18 protein-coding genes and 2 pseudogenes are annotated in these 18,916 nt (G+C 59.2%); 7 read left to right on the forward strand and 13 right to left on the reverse strand.

Annotated elements, in window-relative coordinates; genetic code table 11:
* Positions 1-84 precede the first annotated feature (84 nt).
* The gene (locus tag ABQ278_RS09960; protein ID WP_349319462.1) at positions 85-285 is read right to left on the reverse strand and encodes a DUF6898 family protein; all 201 of its coding nucleotides are present in this window, start codon (positions 283-285) and stop codon (positions 85-87) included.
* Between the two features lie 109 nt (positions 286-394).
* Entirely contained in the window at positions 395-1,618 is a 1,224-nt protein-coding gene (hemA, locus tag ABQ278_RS09965; protein ID WP_349319463.1) for a 5-aminolevulinate synthase, read from the reverse strand.
* A gap of 195 nt (positions 1,619-1,813) precedes the next feature.
* On the opposite strand from hemA, the gene ABQ278_RS09970 reads away from it, so the two are divergent.
* Positions 1,814-2,356, forward strand: coding sequence for a DUF1697 domain-containing protein (locus tag ABQ278_RS09970; protein ID WP_349319464.1), 543 nt, complete (start codon positions 1,814-1,816; stop codon positions 2,354-2,356).
* Here ABQ278_RS09970 and ABQ278_RS09975 read toward each other — a convergent pair whose 3' ends face one another.
* Positions 2,357-2,809, reverse strand: coding sequence for a hypothetical protein (locus ABQ278_RS09975; RefSeq protein ID WP_349319465.1), 453 nt, complete (start codon positions 2,807-2,809; stop codon positions 2,357-2,359).
* A gap of 254 nt (positions 2,810-3,063) precedes the next feature.
* On the opposite strand from ABQ278_RS09975, the gene hemB reads away from it, so the two are divergent.
* The 3 genes and pseudogenes from hemB (at position 3,064) to ABQ278_RS09990 (ending at position 5,999) form a co-directional block, all read left to right on the forward strand.
* Positions 3,064-4,065, forward strand: a complete 1,002-nt coding sequence (gene hemB, locus ABQ278_RS09980; protein ID WP_349319466.1) for a porphobilinogen synthase — start codon at positions 3,064-3,066, stop codon at positions 4,063-4,065.
* Positions 4,066-4,067: 2 nt separating this feature from the next.
* Positions 4,068-4,613 (forward strand): hypothetical protein, encoded by a 546-nt coding sequence (locus tag ABQ278_RS09985; protein ID WP_031220330.1) that lies wholly within the window; start codon positions 4,068-4,070, stop codon positions 4,611-4,613.
* A gap of 86 nt (positions 4,614-4,699) precedes the next feature.
* A pseudogene (locus ABQ278_RS09990) lies at positions 4,700-5,999 on the forward strand (IS701 family transposase).
* A 45-nt stretch (positions 6,000-6,044) separates the two neighbouring features.
* Here ABQ278_RS09990 and ABQ278_RS09995 read toward each other — a convergent pair.
* Positions 6,045-7,125, reverse strand: a pseudogene (locus ABQ278_RS09995) (IS630 family transposase).
* Positions 7,126-7,211: 86 nt separating this feature from the next.
* On the opposite strand from ABQ278_RS09995, the gene ABQ278_RS10000 reads away from it, so the two are divergent.
* Positions 7,212-8,147 carry a polysaccharide deacetylase family protein gene (locus ABQ278_RS10000; protein ID WP_349319467.1) on the forward strand — a complete coding sequence of 312 codons (936 nt, stop codon included), beginning with the start codon at positions 7,212-7,214 and terminating at the stop codon, positions 8,145-8,147.
* An 8-nt stretch (positions 8,148-8,155) separates the two neighbouring features.
* On the opposite strand, the gene ABQ278_RS10005 is transcribed toward ABQ278_RS10000, so the two are convergent.
* Positions 8,156-9,022, reverse strand: a complete 867-nt coding sequence (locus ABQ278_RS10005; RefSeq protein ID WP_349319468.1) for an NAD(P)-dependent oxidoreductase — start codon at positions 9,020-9,022, stop codon at positions 8,156-8,158.
* Complete coding sequence (locus tag ABQ278_RS10010; protein WP_349319469.1) at positions 9,019-9,504, reverse strand: flavin reductase family protein; 486 nt, start codon at positions 9,502-9,504, stop codon at positions 9,019-9,021. The genes ABQ278_RS10005 and ABQ278_RS10010 overlap by 4 nt, the downstream gene beginning before the upstream one ends.
* 169 nt (positions 9,505-9,673) lie before the next feature.
* Between ABQ278_RS10010 and ABQ278_RS10015 the strand changes: the two genes are divergently transcribed.
* A complete protein-coding gene (locus ABQ278_RS10015) occupies positions 9,674-10,579 on the forward strand; it encodes a flagellar motor protein MotB (RefSeq protein WP_349319470.1) in 906 nt (301 codons plus the stop codon).
* Between the two features lie 109 nt (positions 10,580-10,688).
* Positions 10,689-11,417, forward strand: a complete 729-nt coding sequence (locus ABQ278_RS10020) for an arginyltransferase (RefSeq protein ID WP_349319471.1) — start codon at positions 10,689-10,691, stop codon at positions 11,415-11,417.
* A 62-nt stretch (positions 11,418-11,479) separates the two neighbouring features.
* On the opposite strand, the gene parC is transcribed toward ABQ278_RS10020, so the two are convergent.
* The 7 genes from parC to lepB form a co-directional block, all read right to left on the reverse strand.
* Entirely contained in the window at positions 11,480-13,696 is a 2,217-nt protein-coding gene (parC, locus tag ABQ278_RS10025; RefSeq protein ID WP_349319472.1) for a DNA topoisomerase IV subunit A, read from the reverse strand.
* 60 nt (positions 13,697-13,756) lie between these two features.
* The gene (locus ABQ278_RS10030; protein WP_349319473.1) at positions 13,757-14,698 is read right to left on the reverse strand and encodes a diguanylate cyclase; all 942 of its coding nucleotides are present in this window, start codon (positions 14,696-14,698) and stop codon (positions 13,757-13,759) included.
* Between the two features lie 101 nt (positions 14,699-14,799).
* Positions 14,800-15,264 carry a hypothetical protein gene (locus ABQ278_RS10035; RefSeq protein WP_349319474.1) on the reverse strand — a complete coding sequence of 155 codons (465 nt, stop codon included), beginning with the start codon at positions 15,262-15,264 and terminating at the stop codon, positions 14,800-14,802.
* A gap of 84 nt (positions 15,265-15,348) precedes the next feature.
* Positions 15,349-16,074 carry a DNA repair protein RecO gene (gene recO / locus ABQ278_RS10040; RefSeq protein WP_349319475.1) on the reverse strand — a complete coding sequence of 242 codons (726 nt, stop codon included), beginning with the start codon at positions 16,072-16,074 and terminating at the stop codon, positions 15,349-15,351.
* Between the two features lie 46 nt (positions 16,075-16,120).
* On the reverse strand, positions 16,121-17,098 hold the full coding sequence (era, locus tag ABQ278_RS10045) for a GTPase Era (protein WP_349319476.1): 978 nt from the start codon (positions 17,096-17,098) through the stop codon (positions 16,121-16,123).
* Positions 17,095-17,820 (reverse strand): ribonuclease III, encoded by a 726-nt coding sequence (gene rnc / locus ABQ278_RS10050; protein WP_031220327.1) that lies wholly within the window; start codon positions 17,818-17,820, stop codon positions 17,095-17,097. The genes era and rnc overlap by 4 nt, the downstream gene beginning before the upstream one ends.
* A gap of 142 nt (positions 17,821-17,962) precedes the next feature.
* Positions 17,963-18,841, reverse strand: a complete 879-nt coding sequence (gene lepB / locus ABQ278_RS10055; RefSeq protein ID WP_349319477.1) for a signal peptidase I — start codon at positions 18,839-18,841, stop codon at positions 17,963-17,965.
* Between the last annotated feature and the right edge of the window lie 75 nt (positions 18,842-18,916).

Genomic DNA, 18,916 nt, shown 5'->3' on the forward strand with positions numbered 1-18,916 from the left:
ATATGGGGAGCGTTTACGCTTATCGACAGGGTGAGGCAAGGTTTTTAAGCTTTTCGCCCGCCAAAAGCCCCTCATCAGACACGGTCACACCAGCTTGCCACGCCCGTCAGGCGCAGGCGTATTGCCTTTGAGTTTGTTCTGCAGCTTGAGGATGGCCAGGCGCTTGACGCTGCCCGGATCATTGGCCGGCCCCATGGCGGAGGCTTCTGTGCCGGTCTGCGGGTCAATGGCGGTGACCTTCAGATAGGCGCCATTGCGCTGCATTTCGATGAAGACTTCGGACATGACGCGGATTGTGTCTCAAGCGCTATAAGAATGCAAGAAACCCACCCCACATCTAACCACTGCGCGGTTTGTGCGCCCCCTCCCCAACACGTGGGTAGGTGTAAGAACGTCAGGCCACCGCCGGCAGGCGCGCGACGTTGCACATCGTCCAGAGCTTATCCATCGAGGCCACCAGATGATCGATCATCTCGTCGGTGTGGTCCGGTGATGGCGTGAAGCGCAGGCGCTCGGTGCCCTTGGGCACGGTCGGGTAGTTGATCGGCTGGACATAGATGCCGAAGTCGTTGAGCAGCATATCCGACACCATCTTGCAGTGCTTGGCGTTACCGACCAGCACCGGCACGATGTGTGATTCCGTCGGGAAGGTAGCGATGCCGACAGCGCGCAGCTTTTTCAGCAGGCTTTGTGCGCGCTCCTGATGGGCAATGCGCTTTTCATTGTGCTCTTTCAGATACTTCACCGAAGCAGCGGCGCCGGCCATCACGGCGGGCGGCAAAGAGGTGGTGAAGATAAAGCCCGATGCCCACAGGCGGATGGCATCGACCATGGCCGAGGTGCCGGCGATATAGCCGCCCATCATGCCGAACGCCTTGCCAAGCGTGCCTTCGATGATGTCGATCTCGCCCATGATGCCGTCACGCTCGGCGACACCGGCGCCGCGTTCGCCATAAAGGCCGACCGCATGCACTTCGTCGATATAGGTCAGCGCACCATACTGTTTGGCCAGGGCCACGGTGCCGCGCACGTTCGAGATATCGCCATCCATCGAATAGACCGACTCAAACGCGATCAGCTTCGGGGCGTCAGCCGGCGCAGCCTTCAAAAGTTCTTCAAGATGGTCGAGGTCGTTGTGACGGAAGACGTGGCGCTCGCCGCGGCCATTGCGTATGCCCTGGATCATCGAGGCGTGGTTCAGTTCATCGGAGAAGATGATCAGGCCCGGCAGGATCTTGTAGAGCGTGGTCAGGGTCGCTTCGTTGGCGACATAGCCGGAGGTGAAAACGAGTGCGGCCTGCTTGTGGTGCAGGTCGGCCAGTTCGGCTTCGAGCTGGTTGTGATAGAAGGTGGTGCCGGAAATATTGCGCGTGCCGCCCGAACCGGAACCGACCGCGTCAATGGCCTCGTGCATGGCCTGCATCACGACCGGATTTTGCCCCTGTCCGAGATAATCGTTCGAGCACCAGACCGTGACGTCCCGCTCCTTGCCGTCTTCGCGGATCCAGGTGGCGCGCGGAAACTGACCGGCATGACGCTTCAGATTGGCAAACACGCGATAGCGCCCTTCGGCGCGAACGGCGTTGACGGCGGCCTCGAAAGCGGCATTGTAATCCATATCACACTCCGGCGGCCTCACTCGGAACCGCAAATCTGACCGGCGAAATAGCGCTTTGCCAGCCCCCATTCAAGTCCACAGGGATTAAAATAACCCTGACGACAGCATTGATACTCACCTTGTGACATATTCGTTCAAATTTCCAGAGTTTTTGCTATGACAGGTTTGCGCAGATTGTCGCATGTAAGGTGACCGATGTCGAAAGTGTGGATTGGCCTGTTTCGCGGCATCAATGTCGGCGGCAACAATAAGCTGCCGATGAAGGACCTGACGCGGTTGATGCTGGCGGCGGGCTTAAGCGATGTGAAGACCTATATCGCCAGCGGCAATGTGCTGTTTCGCTCTGACTTAGATGACGCGGCGCTGGAAGCCCTGATCGGCGATCTGGTCGAAACCAACTTCGGCTTTCGACCGTCGGTTTTCCTGATCACCTTGTCGCATCTGGAAAAGGTGCTGGCGGAAAATCCTTTCCGCGACCATGCGCACAAGGGCAAGGCGCAGCACGTCTTCTTCTTCAAAGCGCCGCCGTCGAAGATTGATCGTGACCTGCTCGACAGCCTGAAAGACGACAGCGAAGCCTATGAGATTAGCGATGAGCTGATGTATCTCTATGCGCCGGAAGGCATCGGCCGCTCTAAGATGGCCGAGAAGATCGGTCGCGCCATCAAGGCCGATATGACCGCCCGCAATCTCAACACGGTCGAGACTTTACAGGATATGGCGATGGAGCTTTCCTGATTACAGGCACCCGGCCTCGTCTTCAGTTCCCCAGGCTTCGAGCAAGCGGTGCTGATCGTCAAATCTCACCACAACTTCAAAATGTAGGGAACAGGGCAGCCCTCCTACGGACTTCTCATAAAATTGGCTATCAGCCGGAAATGATTTGGGCTTACTCCACGAAAAGGCTTTATCCGTGTCAGTCGTGTATTTTGCCTTCGATAAGTGACGAAGAACGTCGCTTTCAGGATCGCCGATCTTGAAGGGTTTAGGTGTCAGTGCAATCGCCTTTCCCCATTCATGACTACCGTTCCGGATCGTCCGCGTGATAGCATCATTCGGTTTGGTTACTTCAGAATAAACGATCAAACCCAATAGGATTGTCGACTGCCTGAACTGCGCATTTAATGTGAACAGCACTGTAAATCCGATGAGCACGGATATCATCAACAGGAATATTGGACGCTTTTTCACGGTTCCCCCCCCCACGGACGTCGTCAAGATGCCATTCTTTTATAGATTGGCGCGCAATTTGTCGATCTTGAGCGCTGGTCCACTCTCCTCCCTACGCAGTGGGGAGGTGGCATTTGCGCAGCAAATGACGGAGGGGCGCCCCTCCAGCGCTATGCGCCACTTCCCCATCACGATGGGGAGGAGATTTCTGTTCCCAAGCTTGAAGCCGCACTACAAACGGCCTAAAGGTCGGCAATCATTTGAGAGTACGCCATATGACCTTCAATCCGATCCTTGCCCCCTATCCTGCCGGTCGCCCACGGCGTTTGCGCCAGGCGCCATGGATACGCGATCTGGTGGCGGAAAACCGCCTGCACGTCTCCGATCTGATCTGGCCGATCTTTGTCCACGATCAGGACAAGGCGCGCGACGCCATCGGTTCCTTACAGGGCGTCGACCGCCTGAGCATCGCTGAAGCGGTGAAGGAATTGCGCGAAGCAAGAGCCTTGGGAATCAATGTCATAGCGCTGTTTCCTCACCTCAATGCGAAGATCCGCAGCGCGGACGCCAAGGCCGCCATCGACCCCGAAGGCCTGATCGTGCAGGCCTGCCGCGCCATCAAGGCCGCCGTGCCGGATATCGGTCTGCTGGTCGATATTGCGCTCGATCCCTATACCGATCACGGCCATGACGGCCTCTTGATCGACGGGCGGATTCACAACGACGCCACCATCGACATGCTGGTGCAGCAATCGCTGGCGCTCACTGCCGGCGGCGCCGATATCCTGGCGCCATCCGATATGATGGACGGCCGCATCGGCGCCATCCGCACCGCGCTGGAAGCCGCCGGCCATCAGGACACGATGATCATGTCCTACGCCGCCAAGTACGCCTCGGCCTTCTACGGCCCCTACCGTGACGCGATCGGCGTGAAAGCCCTGAAAGGCGACAAGAAGACCTACCAGATGGATTCGGCCAATACCGAGGAAGCCCTGCGCGAGGTCGCCATCGATATTTCCGAGGGCGCCGACATGGTGATGGTCAAGCCCGGTCTGCCCTATCTCGATATCGTCCAGCGGGTCTCACACACCTTCAGGGTGCCGACCTTCGTCTATCAAGTCAGCGGCGAATACGCGATGATCAAAGCGGCGGTCGAAAAAGGCTATATGGACCACGACCGCGGCGTCATGGAAACCCTGCTGGCCTTCAAACGCGCCGGCGCGTCCGGCATCCTCACCTATTTCGCCAAGCATGTGGCCGAACTTCTGAAAGCATGACCATGACCCTACCTTCAGACATCCGCACCGAACTGTATGAAGCCATGACGGCGAACACCTATGTGCGCCTGTCGCTGCCGGAAGGCGAACATGAGGGCTTTATCGTCGGCTTGAGCAAGCAACTGGTACTGCTGCAGGCCATCCACGAGTGGCAGGACGTCGGCGCCCTGATCGCGCCGGTGGAGAGCATCGAGGCTTGCGAGGTGTCGGAATTTCACGACGCCCAGATCCGAATTCTCGACTTCAACAGCGTCAAGCGCACCAAGCGCTATAGCTGGGTCAAGCTAGGCAGTTACGAAGAGTTGTTCAAGTCGCTGAAATTCAAGAACAAGTTCGTGGTCGTGTCGCTGGAAGACGACGCCGATGTCGGTCAAATCGATTCGATCGAAAAGGACAGCGTCGATCTCAAGGCGGTCGATCCCGGCGGCAACTGGATCGAGGAAGCGCTCGATTGTCCCTATGAGGAAATTACGCTGGTCCAGTTCGATGACAGCTATAGCCGCACCCTGCAACGTTATGTCGAACGCACCTCGGCAACGCTGAACTAGCACTACTTTGGCAGAAAATGAATTTTGAGGATTCCCCCGGCTGACATTGCGTGATTCATAGAGAGCCAGCTTTAAGGAGACTGGCGATGTCGGAACATTGGCGCGTAGATTTGGAAGATTGGTTGACGCCCTTCCTGGTGGCCTTGCGGCATAAGACCCGGATGCGGCTGTGCCCTGCCTATATTGCAGGCCTGATTGGCCCGGGTGACCGCAAGAGTGTCCAGCCGATGGCCGCCCGCGATGGCGAGTTTGGCTATGACCAACTCCATCATTTTGTCTCTGACGGCGTTTGGGAAAGTGGACCGCTTGAAGCCGTTCTCCTGAAGGAGGCCGACCGTCTGGTGGGGGATGATGCCGGTTATCTTGTCATCGATGACACGGCGCTGCCGAAAAAGGGCAGCCATTCGGTTGGCGTGGCGGCGCAATATGCTTCCTCGCTTGGCAAGACGTCCAACTGCCAGTCGCTTGTTTCGGTGACGCTGGCATCGCGCGAAGTGCCTGTGATGGTGGGCCTGCGCCTGTTCTTGCCCGAGAGTTGGACGAATGATGTCGCGCGGATGAACCGGGCTCGGGTCCCGCAAGAATGCCAGGTTGCCCTGACAAAGCCGGAGATCGCCATTGAGGAAATTGATCGTGTTATAGCCTCTGGGGCCCGGTTCGGGTGCGTGCTGGCCGATGCTGGCTATGGGTCAAGCGGGCCGTTCCGCGAGGCCCTGAGCAAGCGCGACCTGTTGTGGGCCGTCGGCATATCACGGCGTCAGAATGTGTATCAGGCAGACGTCGGCCTAATCTTCCCGGAAGCGGCAACCGGAAGGCGGCGCAAATACCATGTCCCTGACGATGTTGCTGTCTCTGCCGAAAAGATGTTGGCTGATGGGAAATGGAAGAAAGTAAGTTGGCGGCGCGGAACCAAAGGCAAGCTGAACTGCCAGTTTGCCGCTTGCCGCGTTCGGGTCGCAGATGGCCACAGGCATCGTATGAGCGACGGTCGTGTCCAAGCCATGCCTGGCGAGGAGGAGGTCTGGCTGGTCGGGGAAAGGCGTTCAACCGGAGAACAGAAATACTACCTGTCAAACCTGCCTGCCGACGCCCCCCTCAAGATGCTAGCCGCGGCTATCAAGGCAAGGTGGATCTGCGAACAGGCACATCAGCAACTCAAGGAAGAGCTTGGGCTTGATCACTTCGAAGGCAGGTCATGGACCGGTTTGCACCGACATTGTCTAATGGCGATGATCGCTTTTGCATTTCTCCAATCCCGCCGCCTCAAAGCAGCGGGACGAAAAAAAAAGTTGGGGGGCCACCGCCTCAGCCGACAATGCCCGCCATCCGCCAGGCCATTCTCGACCTCTTCATGCGACCGCCACCAAGGCGCTGTCCCCACTGTGACAAACGCCTCGCCGAGCCCGCCAAGAATAATATGCCAAAGTAGTGCTAGTGTTGTGACTTTAACGCCTGTCGCCCCCTGGCGACCTTTTCAAGAATGTCTGTAGCGGATTTGGTCCAAACGAAGGGCTTTGGATCGGCGTTGTGATGATCGAGATAGTCTTGAATTGCGCCTTCGAGTTCGGCGACACTCTTGAACACGCCGCAGCGGATGCGATCGCCTGTTATCAAGCCGAAAAAGCGTTCGACCTGATTGAGCCAGGACGCCGAAGTGGGGGTGAAATGCATGTGGAAGCGAGGATGTTTGGCCAGCCATGCTTTGACCGCCGGATGCTTATGGGTGGCATAGTTGTCGGCGATCAGGTGCAGGTCGAAGCCCTTGGGCGTGCTGCGGTCGATGAGTTCGAAGGAATTTGAGCCATTCCTGGTGCCGATGACGTTTCATGCATTCGCCGATCACCCTGCCGGTGGCGACATCGAGGGCGGCGAACAGTGTCGTCGTGCCATGCCGCTTATAGTCGTGGGTCATCGTTCCCGCCCGCCCCTTCTTCATTGGCAGGCCCGGTTGGGTGCGGTCCAGCGCCTGGATCTGTGACTTCTCATCGACCGAGAACACCAGTGCCCGGTCCGGCGGATCAAGATAGAGACCGACGACGTCCGTCACCTTCTCGACGAACTGCTTGTCGTTCGACAGTTTGAACGTCTTGGTCAAATGGGGCTTGAGCCCATGCGCGCTCCAAATGCGCTGTACGCTGGTGTGGCTCAGACCCACCGCCTTGGCAAGCGTGCGCGCGCTCCATTGCGTGGCAGCCGGTGGCTTCTGTCGCAGCGTCATCTCGACCACACGCGCAATGACTTCGGCGCTCAACGGCGTCTTACGGCCAGGCCGGGTCGCGTCGCGCCCAAGCCCATCGACACCCTGCTCAAGATAACGATCGCGCCAGCGGTAGGCCGTCTTCTTGGTCTTGCCCAGCGTCCGCACAATCGACGCCAAACTCGCCGCGTCCGCCCACATCAGCACGATCCGCGCACGCCAAACAAGCTTCTGCGGCGTGTTCCGGTCCGCCACCCAACCTTCCAACCGCACCCGAGCCTCAGGCGACAGCAACAGCCTTTTGTCCATGTCCATCGACACAAACTCGCATATTTGCAAGATCAAGGGAATCCATCCGTTGATTCCGCAACACTAGCCTTTTGATCCCAGAGGAACCGGTGATGCTGCCTTATGTTAACAGACGGACCGTTCTTGGCGCTCTGGGCGGCGGTCTTGCCATGGCCAGTTCGCCGACAAACGCCAAGGCAAAAGCCCCAGGCATCGCGATCACCATTGACGACTTCAATCTCGCAGACACAGCGCGATTGAGTGGTCTGCAAAGGGATGAAGCCATCCGGCAGGCCCTGCGACGGCAGAAACTCAAGGCCGCCGGCTTTGTGGCCGGCAAATACATAGATGCCGATAAGAGCCCCCAGGTGCTCTCCGCCTGGTCGGCGGAAGGCCACTGCCTTGGCAATCACAGTTTTTCGCACAGCTATTTCAGCGGCAGCGATCCGGATGGCGAAATGGCCGATATCCTGAAATGCGAATCTCTGCTTGCACCTTATGCGGGCTTTCAAAAGCTTTTCCGTTTTCCCTTTCTCGCCGAAGGCAAGACAGCCGAGGGACGGGACAGGATGCGCGTCCTGTTGCGTGCACATGGCTATCAGAACGCGCCGGTCACCATCGATACGTCCGACTGGTATATTGACCAGCGTATGGCGGGGCGGTTGAAACTGGCGCCAGATAGCGACATAGCGCCGTATCGGGCTTACTGGCTCGATCATATCTGGGAACGGGCGACCTATTATGACGGGCTGGCGCAGAAGATGCTCGGCAGGTCGATCGACCACACCCTTCTTCTCCATCATCGGCTGACAACCGCTCTGTTTCTGGACGACGGTCTCAGGATGTTCCGCGAAAAAGGATGGCGGCTCGTTGACGCCTCCACGGCCTTGGCACGCGCCGACTTGCAGATCGAGTACGATACCTTGCCAGCCGGACAAAGCTTGCTGTGGGCCGCCGCAAAGGCAAGCGGCCGCTTTGAGAGCGAACTGAGATATCCTGGAGAAGACTCGATTTACGAGACCGCCCGTATGGACGCTCTGGGATTATAGCCGCGCGATCAGGGCTTGCGGCGCGCCTCAAGGCGGGCGTGCAGCGAGGACGTATCCCAGCGCGCGCCGCCCATGGCCTGCACTTCCGAATAGAACTGATCGACCAGCGCCGCCACGGCCAGGTGCGCGCCATTGGCCCGCGCTTCATCAAGCGCGATGCCTAAATCCTTGCGCATCCAGTCAACCGCGAAGCCGAAGTCGTATTCGTCCTTCGCCATGGTGGCCCAGCGGTTCGACATCTGCCACGAACCGGCAGCCCCAGCCGAAATGGCGTTGAACACCAGGTCCGGATCGAGACCGGCAGATTTGGTGAAATGCAGCGCCTCGGCCACGCCCTGAACCGCACCGGCAATGGCGATCTGGTTGGCCATCTTGGCCATCTGGCCGGCGCCAGCTTCGCCCAGACGCGTGATCGACTTGGTGTAGGGCTTCGTCAGTTCGACCACTTCGGCGAAGCGCAACTCGTCGCCGCCGACCATAATCGATAACTGGCCATTGACCGCACCCGCCTGCCCGCCCGAAACCGGCGCATCATAAAAACTTATGCCTTTTTCGGCACATATAGCCGCCATCTCACGCGCCACCTTAGCCGAAGTGGTGGTGTGATCGATGATCAGCGAACCGGCCTTCATGTTCGGCAAGGCAGTGAGGACGGTATCCCGCACGTCTTCATCGCGGCCGACGCACAGGATCAGGGCCTCCGCGCCGATCAGGGCTGAGCCCAGCGCCGCCTCGGCGTGCATACCGTAGGCTTTGGCCCAGTCGAGCGCCTTCTGGTGGGTGCGGTTAAAGCCTGTGACCTTGTGACCCGCCTTGACCAGATGGCCCGCCATTGGCCCGCCCATAATGCCCAGACCGGCAAAACACAGCTTCATGATGCAACTCCAATCTGTCCATACGTGCCGCGGAAAAAGGTAAGCCCGGCCTGTGATGGATCACTTTCAAAACGCTTGACCTCACCGACGATCACGAGGTGATCGCCCACCAGGCGCGCCTCGTAGAGTTCGCATGAGAAAAAGCCCAGAGCACCGTTGAGCTTCAGCGGATCGGCGGCGTCGGTCAGCCCCTCTTCCGGTAAGATATGGGCATTTTCACGGGCAAACCGGCGCGAAAGGGCCTCGTGTTCGGCATTCAGGATATTGATGCCGAAGGCCTGCGCCGCGGAATAGAGCGCATAGCGATGGGCCTTGAGATCCAGGCACCATTGCACCAGCGGCGGATCGAGCGACACCGAACTGAACGAATTGGCCGTCATGCCGACGACATGACCCGCCTCATGATCTGGGTCGGCCACGGTGATGACGCAGACGCCGGTGGCGAATCCGCCCATGGCTTGCCGCAGGGCCTTGGTATCCATAACTGGTTCCGACTGTGAGTTGGCTTTCCTCATGGCCTAAAGGAGCCCGCCCGGCAAAGCAATGACGGATCACATTTTTGTCCGGAAATTCGCCGCCTGTCGCCAATCCTCAACATGCTATTAACGTTAATGAACCTACAGTAAAGACAATTCAAAAGAGAGCAGCATCATGGCCAGAAGCGACGCCCCCGTCGTCATCAAGAAAGTCAAGAAGGTCGTCGGCGGCGGACACCACGGCGGCGCCTGGAAGGTGGCCTATGCCGACTTCGTGACCGCGATGATGGCCTTCTTCCTTCTGATGTGGCTGATCAACACGACCAGCCCCGAACAAAAGCGTGGCGTGGCCGATTATTTCGCCCCGGCCAACGTGTCACAATCGACCTCGGGTTCCGGTGGTATCCTCGGCGGGCAGGCGCTCGGCAAGGATGGCGACAAGAACGAGGGCACCATGTCCTTCATCGAGCAGATGGCGCCCAAGCCGCCGGAAACCCAGGACAGCGATGGCCAGGCGGCCGAAAACACCGGTAAGGGTGCCGCCGGCACGACGGCTGACACCGATCAGGAAACCGATTCGCAAAAGCGCGAGCAGATGGCCTTCCAGAGCGCGGCGGAAAGCCTGCGACAAGCCTTGCAGGACATGCCGGAACTGGCGGAGCTATCAAAGAATATCCTTGTCGACCAGACGCCGGAGGGCTTGCGCATCCAGTTGATCGATCAGGAAGGCCGCTCTATGTTCAACGAGAACTCGATCCAGCCCAATGACCGCGCCAAGCTGTTGCTGCGCGCCGTCGCCAAGGTCATCAACCAGCTTCCCAACCGCGTCTCGATCACCGGGCATACCAGCGGCTCGGTCGGGCAGTCCGGGCAAAATCCGCGTGACTGGTCGCTGTCCAGCGGCCGCGCCGATGCTTCGCGCGCCATCCTGCAAGGCGCAGGCGTCGATCAGGACCGCATCGCGCAGGTCTCCGGCAAGGCCGCCAAGGAGCCGCTCTATCCTGACGATCCGTCGCTGGCCGGTAATCGCCGCATCGCCATCGTGCTGGTGCGCGAGGCGCCGGTACTCCCGCAGAACTAAGGCTTTCGTCTTTTGCCTTGATTACCCCTGCCAATTAGGGTCAACTGATACTGACGGTATATTCCGAAGCGGCCCAGAGCGGCTATGTCGTGAGATTAAGTGAGCCCAGATGAGCGAACACTTTCCAGGAAGAAAGCTCAGATATTATCTGACCATTCCCGGCCCCTGCCCCTATCTGGCGGGTCAGGAAGAGCGCAAGGTGTTCGTGCACCTGCCGCCGTTAGAGGCCATCAGCGTCAACGACCAGCTTTCCGCCATCGGTTTCCGGCGCTCACAGAATATCGCCTATCGCCCCGCCTGCCAGAACTGCCGCGCCTGTCAGAGCGTGCGCATCCCGGTCAAACGTTACGAGATGTCGAAGTCCGACAAGCGCGTGATCAAGGCCAATGCCGATCTCAGCAAGGCCTTCGTGGAGGCCGAGGCCAGCCGCGAACAGTTCGACCTGCTGCAACGCTATCTGAAGGCACGCCATCCCGATGGCGGCATGATGGATATGAGCTGGCCCGATCTGGTCGCCATGGTCGAGGATACCCTGGTCCGTACCCACATGATCGAATACCGGCTGGGCGAACAGCTTGTCGCCTGCGTGCTGGTCGATGCGCTCAATGACGGCCTGTCTCTGGTCTACAGCTTCTACGATACGGATATGATGGCGCGTAGCTTAGGCCGCTACATAATCCTCGATCATATCGATCAGTCCAACCGCGCCGGTTATGATTATGTCTATCTCGGCTACTGGGTAAAGGATTCCCCCAAGATGGACTACAAGGCGCGCTATCAGCCGCTGGAAGGCCTGACCGATCAGGGCTGGCAACCGATCTTCCCGGATGTGAAGTAGAAACCCCACCACCACGCCCTGCGGGCGCGGTCCCCCTCCCCGGCAAGCGGGGAGGTATAAGGTTAGAGACGCAGCTTTCTCAGACCACGCGGGGCGATACGGCCCACGCTGGCGCGCTTGCCGATATAGTCCTTCACGTCCTTGAAGTCGCGCGCCTTGCCAGAACCGTCATACCACTGAGCGCCTGACGCCATGTCGAACACGGCGATATCCTTGACGCCGCCATCCTTGTAGCCCTGCAGCTTGACGCCCTTGCCGCGCGCCATTTCCGGCAGTTCGCTGACCGGATAGACCAGCAGCTTGTTGTTCTCGCCCAGCACCATAACGTGATCACCGGTAACCGCCAGGGCCGCGAAGGCCTCGGTGCCATCGGCGTTAAGCACCTGCTTGCCGGCGCGCTTGTTGGCGAAAGCGTCTTCCTCGTTCATCACGAAGCCGTAGCCGTTCTTCGATACCATCAGGCGCTTCTGGCCGGTCTTCATCATGAACAGGGTGACGATTTTTGCCGTTTCCTCGATATCGAGCATCAGGCGCAGCGGTTCGCCATTGCCACGGCCCGACGGCAGCTTGTCGCAGCCGAGCGCCAGGAAACGGCCGTCGGAGGTCAGGATCAGCAGCTTGTCGGTGGTGAAGCCCGGCACCAGATAGGCCAGGTCATCGCCTTCCTTGAACTTCAGCTCGGACGGATCCTCGACCTTGCCCTTGGTAGCCCTGATCCAGCCGCGCTGCGACAGGATGACCGTGATCGGCTCCTTCGGCAGATAGGATTCGATGGCGGATATCTCGATCCCAACCGGCGCATCCATAAAGGTGGTGCGGCGCGGCGACGGCATTTTCTTGCGCACCTCGGCCAGTTGCTGGTCGATGCGCTTCCATTGCAGCTTTTCCGACCCCAGCAGGGTGCGAATGCCATCGCGTTCTTCCGAGAGCTTCTTGTGCTCGTCGCTGATGGTCATTTCTTCGAGCCGCGCCAACTGACGCAGGCGGGTATCGAGGATGTAATCGGCCTGCAGTTCCGTCAGGTTGAAACGCGCCATCAGGACATCGCGCGGCTTCTCTTCCTCGCGGATAATGCGGATCACCTCATCGAGATTGAGGAAAGCGATCATCAAACCATCGAGCAGATGGAGGCGCTTTTCGATACGATCGAGACGCCAGTTCGACATGCGCACCAGAACGACGCGGCGGTGGTCGAGGAAGGCAGTCAGGCAGTCTTTGAGCCCCATGACGCGCGGTGTGCCGGTGGCGTCGAGCACGTTCATGTTGACGCTGAAGCGCGTTTCAAGATCGGAGATCTTGAACAGGCTCTCCATCAGCACTTCGGGTTCGATATTGCGCGACTTGGGCTCAAGGATCAGGCGGATTTCTTCGTCCAACTCATCGCGCACATCGCCGAGCAGCGGCGCTTTCTTGTTTTCGATCAGGTCGGCCAGTTGTTCGATCAGGCGCGATTTCTGCACATAGTAAGGGATTTCGCGCACGATGATGCGCCAGCCGCCGCGGCCAAGATCCTCGATCTCGTAGCGCGCGCGGGTACGGATGGAGCCACGACCCGTCTTGTAGGATTCGAGGATCGACGCCTTGGATTCGACGCAGATGCCGCCGGTCGGGAAATCCGGACCGGGGATAAACTCCACCAGCTCATCGGTGGTGGTGTCGGGCTTGGTCAGCAGCTTGCGGCAGGCATCGATCAGTTCGCCGACATTGTGCGGCGGGATCGAAGTGGCCATGCCGACGGCGATGCCGGTCGCGCCGTTGGCAAGCAGGTTGGGGAAGCCCGCCGGCAGCACGACCGGCTCTTCGTCCTGATCGTCATAGGTCGCGCGGAAATCGACGGCGTCTTCGTTGATGCCTTCGATCAGAAGCATGGCGGCCGCGGTCAGCCGGCATTCGGTGTAACGCATGGCGGCGGCGTTATCGCCGTCGATATTGCCGAAATTGCCCTGGCCATCGACCAGTTGGTAGCGCTGGGCGAAATCCTGCGCCAGACGCACCAAGGCATCATAGATCGACGCGTCGCCGTGGGGGTGGAAGTTACCCATGACCTCGCCGACCACCTTGGCGCATTTGCGCGCCGCCGCTTCCGGCGACAGGCGCATGGTGCTCATGGCGTACATGATGCGACGGTGGACAGGTTTCATGCCATCGCGCACATCGGGCAGTGCCCGGTGCATAATGGTGGACAGGGCATAGGCCAGGTAGCGCTTCGACAGGGCGTCGCCCATCGGCTCGTCAAGGATACGCCCGCCGGCGTCGTCAGGAATCACTAGGTCACTCATAGTCGCAACCTAGGACGGACAAGGGGTTTAGACAAGTCCCCCCGCCGATCAAGCCTGTGCCTAACCGGCCAGTTTCACCTGGTTGCGACCGGCATGCTTGGCGGCATAGAGCGCCTGATCCGCCGCATGATAGAGACCATCGAGCGTTTTCGACCGCTTCCATTCGGCGATGCCGGCGGAAAAGGTATAGCGCAGGGTCACACCACCCAGGACGAGGCGCTGGTCGCGCACATGCGCCTGAAGACGTTCTATGACCGTATGAGCCTGTTCGCGCGTGGCGCCTGGCATAATGATCAGGAACTCCTCACCGCCAACTCGGCCGAGAATATCGCGTTCGCGCAAGGCCTGCGTCGCGCAGGCGGCGAAATGCACCAGAACCTGATCACCGCCATCATGGCCGTGCTGGTCATTGATCGCCTTGAACATGTCGAGATCGATCAGGACCGCGCTGAACACTTCGCCCGTTTTTGTGGCGCGTTCGACCAGACGACCGAAACGCGACATGGTGGCGCCACGATTATAAATACCGGTCAGGTGATCGGTTTCGGCAGCGATGAGCGCGGCGTCACGATCACTTTCAAGACGAAATTCCCGCCGTTTGACCGAGGTGAAATCGGTAATGACCAGCACAATCCAGCCATCACTGAGCTGGGTTTTCGTCCCCATTACCCAGCGTCCATCACGCATAGCCACTTCAAAATGAAGGCTTGTGCCGTAGCGAAGTTCTTCGCAATTCTTGGCCAGCCAGGTTTCGATCTCGTCCGCCTCAATAACCGGACCGATGCCGGTTTCAGCGCAATGACGCAGGATGCTGGCAAGGCTCTGCTGTCCCTCCTGGATATCATAAAGTTCTATGAAGCCGGGCGTGGCGAAGTAGAGGTTTTCGCTGGGCGTAAAAAGCGCCAGCGCGGTGCCTGCCGCCAGCATCCCCTCACCGATACGAGCGATGGTCTCTGGCTGTGCGCCTATGGAATGATCCGAAAAGGAAGTCGCGGTGGGCATGGCTACTCAAAAACTCAATAAAAACGCCGTTACGCCAATGTTTGCCACAACCGCGTTATTTTATAATTAAGGGAGGTGAAAAGGGCTGAAGATGAAGTCCGCTAGAACAGGGCGTCGACTTCGCTTTGCAGGCTCTTGGTCATGTCGGCGCGGCCATGGATATGGGAATCCATCTCGATCACCAGGGCCTTCATATCGCGCAGGCGTTCGGTCAGATCGACGCGGGCCGCGTCGTCTTCGAGATTTGAGCTCATCAAAATATCAATCGAGGAATCGAAGACCGAAAGCGCACGTTCGCAAACATCGTCAAAATCGCAGCGCAATTCAGCCGGCGCATGGTGATAGGCCGATATGACGATGTCCTTCATTTCGAATCCCGATTTCTCGAAGTGTTCGACGTAGCTATGTTTTTTCCAGTCGGCCAGCTCCTCGGCCATGTCCGGCATGTCGAGGCCCATTTCGAACAGCATGATCGCTTCATTGAACAGATTCAGATAGTCGGTGGCCAAACCCGTGGAGGGATTGACGTTGGCGGCTAACACTTCCTGTTCGCTGTAGGGCAGCATATGAAATTCACGACCTCTCTATGTAACGGAGTTATGACACATATCGGTTACCAAACGGTTTTTGATGTGAGTCGGCGCCGAGAGCTATAGGCCGTTGTTTATCAGAGACTCTTTCAGCCGCATCCGTATATCGGGCAAGGGCTGGTTATGCGGATGGAAGACGTGGCGCTCCAGAAAGAAGCCGGTCAAGGCCAGCCCGCGAGCAATATCGCCCACCTCCAGCCCGCCTTGCGACGACAACATGAAACCCGGCAGGCCGAGCAGCTTGTCCTTGTAGGGCTCCCCGGCCTTGCGGCTGACCGCCCTGCCCGACTTCGGACTGACGTAGACAAGCTGGTCATGCTCCCCCGTGACGGCGCAGGCACTGAGGTCGAGACCATAGCCGAGAGATTCCAGCAGACCAGCCTCATAGCGCACATAGACCGCCGGCCAGATATCCTCGAAGGCAAAGAGCGTGATCAGGCCCGAAAGAGCGTGATAGGCGCCGGTTTGGGCTTCGCGCTCCGGCAGCACCTTCTGCGTCATGATGCAGGCGCATTGCAGACCGAGCAGGCCCAGCGGTTCATCGAGCAGATCGGGCGATGTGCCGGAGGCTTCCAGCGTGGCGGCGCCAAGCTGATCGGCGTGGCGGGCACGGTAGGCGAAGGCGACGCTCGATCCGGCCTGCAGCAGCGGCTTGATGCGGCGCGACGCTCCGCCAGCGACATGTGCGGCATAGATGCCGTGGTTTTCGGTCAGGACATGGACAATAGCACCGGTCTCGCCATGAGACCGCGCCGTAAGAACAATGGCTTCGTCTTCAAATTCCATGCGTCATCTGCGGGTAAACCTTACAACTCTGTCCGACGCAAAGACGTCAGGATTCGTATTCCAGACCAAACTGGGCATAGAGCGCACGATCCTCGCTCCAGCGTTCCTCGACCTTGACATGCAGGAACAGGTGGACCTGGCGATCGAGCAGCTTGCCCAGTTCCTCGCGCGACTTCATGCCGATCCATTTCAGGGTCTGACCGTTCTTGCCCAGCACAATCGAACGCTGGCTGTCACGTTCGACAAAGATGGTCTGTTCGATACGCGCCGAACCATCGGCCTTGTCGGTGAAATCGGTGGTGACGACCGCCGCAGCATAGGGCAGCTCTTCGTGGACGCGCAGGAACAGCTTTTCGCGCGTGATTTCGGCGGCGAGGATACGCACCGGCGCATCGGCGGCCTGATCGGCCGGATAGAGCCAGGGACTCGCCGGCATCTTGGCCGCCAGCAGGGCGCGCAGGTCCTTGACGCCGTGGCCCTTCTCGGCCGAGATCATTAGGACGTCCTCGAAGACGCCTTCCTTGTAGAGATCGTCAGCGATGGCCAGCAGGTTCTCGCTCTTCATCAGGTCGATCTTGTTGAGCGCCAGAATGGCCTTGGCGCCATTGTCTTTCAGGCCCTTGATGATCATGTCGACGTCTTCGACCGCCTTGTGATCCGCGCCGGTCGCCTTGGTATCGCCATTAGGGTGCTTCACCGCCAGTTGCGCGGCGGCATCGACCAGCAGCACAATGCAGTCGGAATCTTCGGCGCCGCTCCAGGCCGACTTGACCATGGCGCGATCGAGGCGGCGGCGCGGCTTGAAGATACCCGGTGTATCGACCAGAATCATCTGGCAATCCCCCACCAGCGCGATCCCACGCACGGGGAAGCGCGTCGTCTGCACCTTCTGGGTCACGATGGACACCTTGGTGCCGACCAGTTGGTTGACGAGCGTCGACTTGCCGGCATTGGGCGCGCCAATAATGGCGACGAAGCCGCAGGTCGTGTTTTCAGTCGGGGTCGCTTGAGGTATTTCGGTCAATTGAGTTTTTCTCGTTCGATAAGGCCAAGCGCGGCGGCCTTTTCGGCCTCCTGACGGGATTTGCCGGTGGCCGATTGCGGGGGAAGGTGGTCGATTCGGACCTCGATGGTGAAGACCGGGGCGTGATCAGGCCCTTTGCGGCTGACCACGCTGTAGACAGGAGCGCCCATGCCCTGAGCGACCGCCCATTCCTGCAGGAAGGACTTGGGGTTGGAGCGGGAAACATTGCCGCTTTCGGTCAGGGCCTTGAGCCACAGGGGTTTGAAGGTTTTGAGCACGGCCTCATAGCCGCCATCGATATAGACGGCGGCCATCAGGGCTTCGCAGGCATCGCCGAGGATGGTCGGGTTGGTGCGACCGCCGCTCTTGGTTTCGCCGGCGGCCAGACGGATGGCGGCGCCCAGTTCGAGCGTGCGGGCGATATCGGCGCAGGTTTCGCGGCTGACGAGCGTATGAAAGCGGCGCGACAGTTCGCCTTCGGTGGCGTCCGGCAGGGCTTCCATCAGGGCTTCGGCGATCATCAGGCCGAGCACACGATCACCCAGAAATTCGAGGCGTTCGTTATCGGCCATCTTGCGCGCGCCTTCGGCGACCGAAGCGTGCGTCAACGCCAGTTCGAGCAGGGCGGCGTCACGAAAGGTGTAGCCGAGATTGCTTTGCAGGACGTCGATGGCTTTCAGACGCAGATTGGTCTCTTTGGAAGGGGGCACGCGGGCATTCATCGCTTGCATGTACAACAACCCTTTGCCAAAGGCAAAAGGTTGTTGAGCCTATGAAATCTCCAAACGCTTTAGCGTTTGGCAAGGGCGACGGCCCGCCCGAGCTGATGCGAGGTAAGCCATGCGGCGCTTCAGCTACACTTAATCAGTGCAAAGGCTTGAAGAAGCGGTTCCAGTGGAAGTTAAGCCAGGTCCAGGGCTTCCACAGCGACGAGCCCTCTTTCCACGACATCAGGACCAGCACGGCGCGGCCTTCGAGATTGGCTTCCGGCACGAAACCGACGCCGGGCTCATAAGGATCTTCCGGCGAGAAGCGGCTGTCCAGCGAGTTGTCGCGGTTGTCGCCCATCACGAAGTAGTTGCCGGCGGGCACGACGAACTCACCGGTATCATCGGCGCGGCCATCCTTGACCATGTCCTGCATCTTGTGGGTGCGGCCATCCGGCAGGGCTTCGCTGTAGGCGGTGGCGTAGCGGCCGGGGAAATCCTTGGCCTCGACCGGACCGAGATCGGTGGCCGGCACAGGCTTGCCGTTGATATAAAGCTGGTCCTGCCTCATCTGTACGGTATCGCCCGGCAGGCCAATGACGCGCTTGATATAGTCGGTCTTGTTGTCACGCGGCAGCTTGAAGACCACCACATCGCCACGCGTCGGCGCGTGGTTCATGATGCGGCCCTCGATAAATGGCAGTGTGATCGGGAAGGAATACTTGGAAATGCCATAATCCCACTTGGAGACGATGATGTAATCGCCTTCGTACAGATTGGGCTCCATCGACGCCGACGGGATGGTGAAGGGCTGGAACAGGAAGGTGCGCAGGATCAGCACCAGCAGCAGGGCAACGCCGACGACGCTGAAAATTTCCTTGGCTTCGTCGATAGCAACCTGCTTGGCGTTGCGCGTATCAACCACCTCTTCAGGTTCGGCGTGGGCTTCAGCCTCGATATGCGCGTCCACTCTGGCAGCCGTATTGGCCGCGGCGGCAATCGCCTCGTTCGCGCTGTCGTTTTCCGGTTTCGTCATAAGGATGGCCCCAAAGTCCCTGATAGAATGCGGGACTGCTCCCGTAATGTCAGGATTCACCTAACCTCAGATTAT

It is taken from the genome of Asticcacaulis sp. MM231 (assembly GCF_964186625.1).
Taxonomy (GTDB): Bacteria; Pseudomonadota; Alphaproteobacteria; order Caulobacterales; family Caulobacteraceae; genus Asticcacaulis.

Coding starts and splice junctions, on each gene's coding strand:
- rnc (WP_031220327.1), bottom strand. CDS start 17,820: ATGAATGCCCGCGTGCCCCCTTCCAAAGAGACCAATCTGCGTCTGAAA.
- ABQ278_RS10000 (WP_349319467.1), top strand. CDS start 7,212: ATGCTGCCTTATGTTAACAGACGGACCGTTCTTGGCGCTCTGGGCGGC.
- lepB (WP_349319477.1), bottom strand. CDS start 18,841: ATGACGAAACCGGAAAACGACAGCGCGAACGAGGCGATTGCCGCCGCG.
- ABQ278_RS10035 (WP_349319474.1), bottom strand. CDS start 15,264: ATGCTGCCCTACAGCGAACAGGAAGTGTTAGCCGCCAACGTCAATCCC.
- hemB (WP_349319466.1), top strand. CDS start 3,064: ATGACCTTCAATCCGATCCTTGCCCCCTATCCTGCCGGTCGCCCACGG.
- ABQ278_RS10020 (WP_349319471.1), top strand. CDS start 10,689: ATGAGCGAACACTTTCCAGGAAGAAAGCTCAGATATTATCTGACCATT.
- hemA (WP_349319463.1), bottom strand. CDS start 1,618: ATGGATTACAATGCCGCTTTCGAGGCCGCCGTCAACGCCGTTCGCGCC.
- ABQ278_RS10015 (WP_349319470.1), top strand. CDS start 9,674: ATGGCCAGAAGCGACGCCCCCGTCGTCATCAAGAAAGTCAAGAAGGTC.
- ABQ278_RS09970 (WP_349319464.1), top strand. CDS start 1,814: ATGTCGAAAGTGTGGATTGGCCTGTTTCGCGGCATCAATGTCGGCGGC.
- ABQ278_RS10005 (WP_349319468.1), bottom strand. CDS start 9,022: ATGAAGCTGTGTTTTGCCGGTCTGGGCATTATGGGCGGGCCAATGGCG.
- ABQ278_RS10010 (WP_349319469.1), bottom strand. CDS start 9,504: ATGGATACCAAGGCCCTGCGGCAAGCCATGGGCGGATTCGCCACCGGC.
- ABQ278_RS09960 (WP_349319462.1), bottom strand. CDS start 285: ATGTCCGAAGTCTTCATCGAAATGCAGCGCAATGGCGCCTATCTGAAG.
- ABQ278_RS10030 (WP_349319473.1), bottom strand. CDS start 14,698: ATGCCCACCGCGACTTCCTTTTCGGATCATTCCATAGGCGCACAGCCA.
- recO (WP_349319475.1), bottom strand. CDS start 16,074: ATGGAATTTGAAGACGAAGCCATTGTTCTTACGGCGCGGTCTCATGGC.
- parC (WP_349319472.1), bottom strand. CDS start 13,696: ATGAGTGACCTAGTGATTCCTGACGACGCCGGCGGGCGTATCCTTGAC.
- ABQ278_RS09985 (WP_031220330.1), top strand. CDS start 4,068: ATGACCCTACCTTCAGACATCCGCACCGAACTGTATGAAGCCATGACG.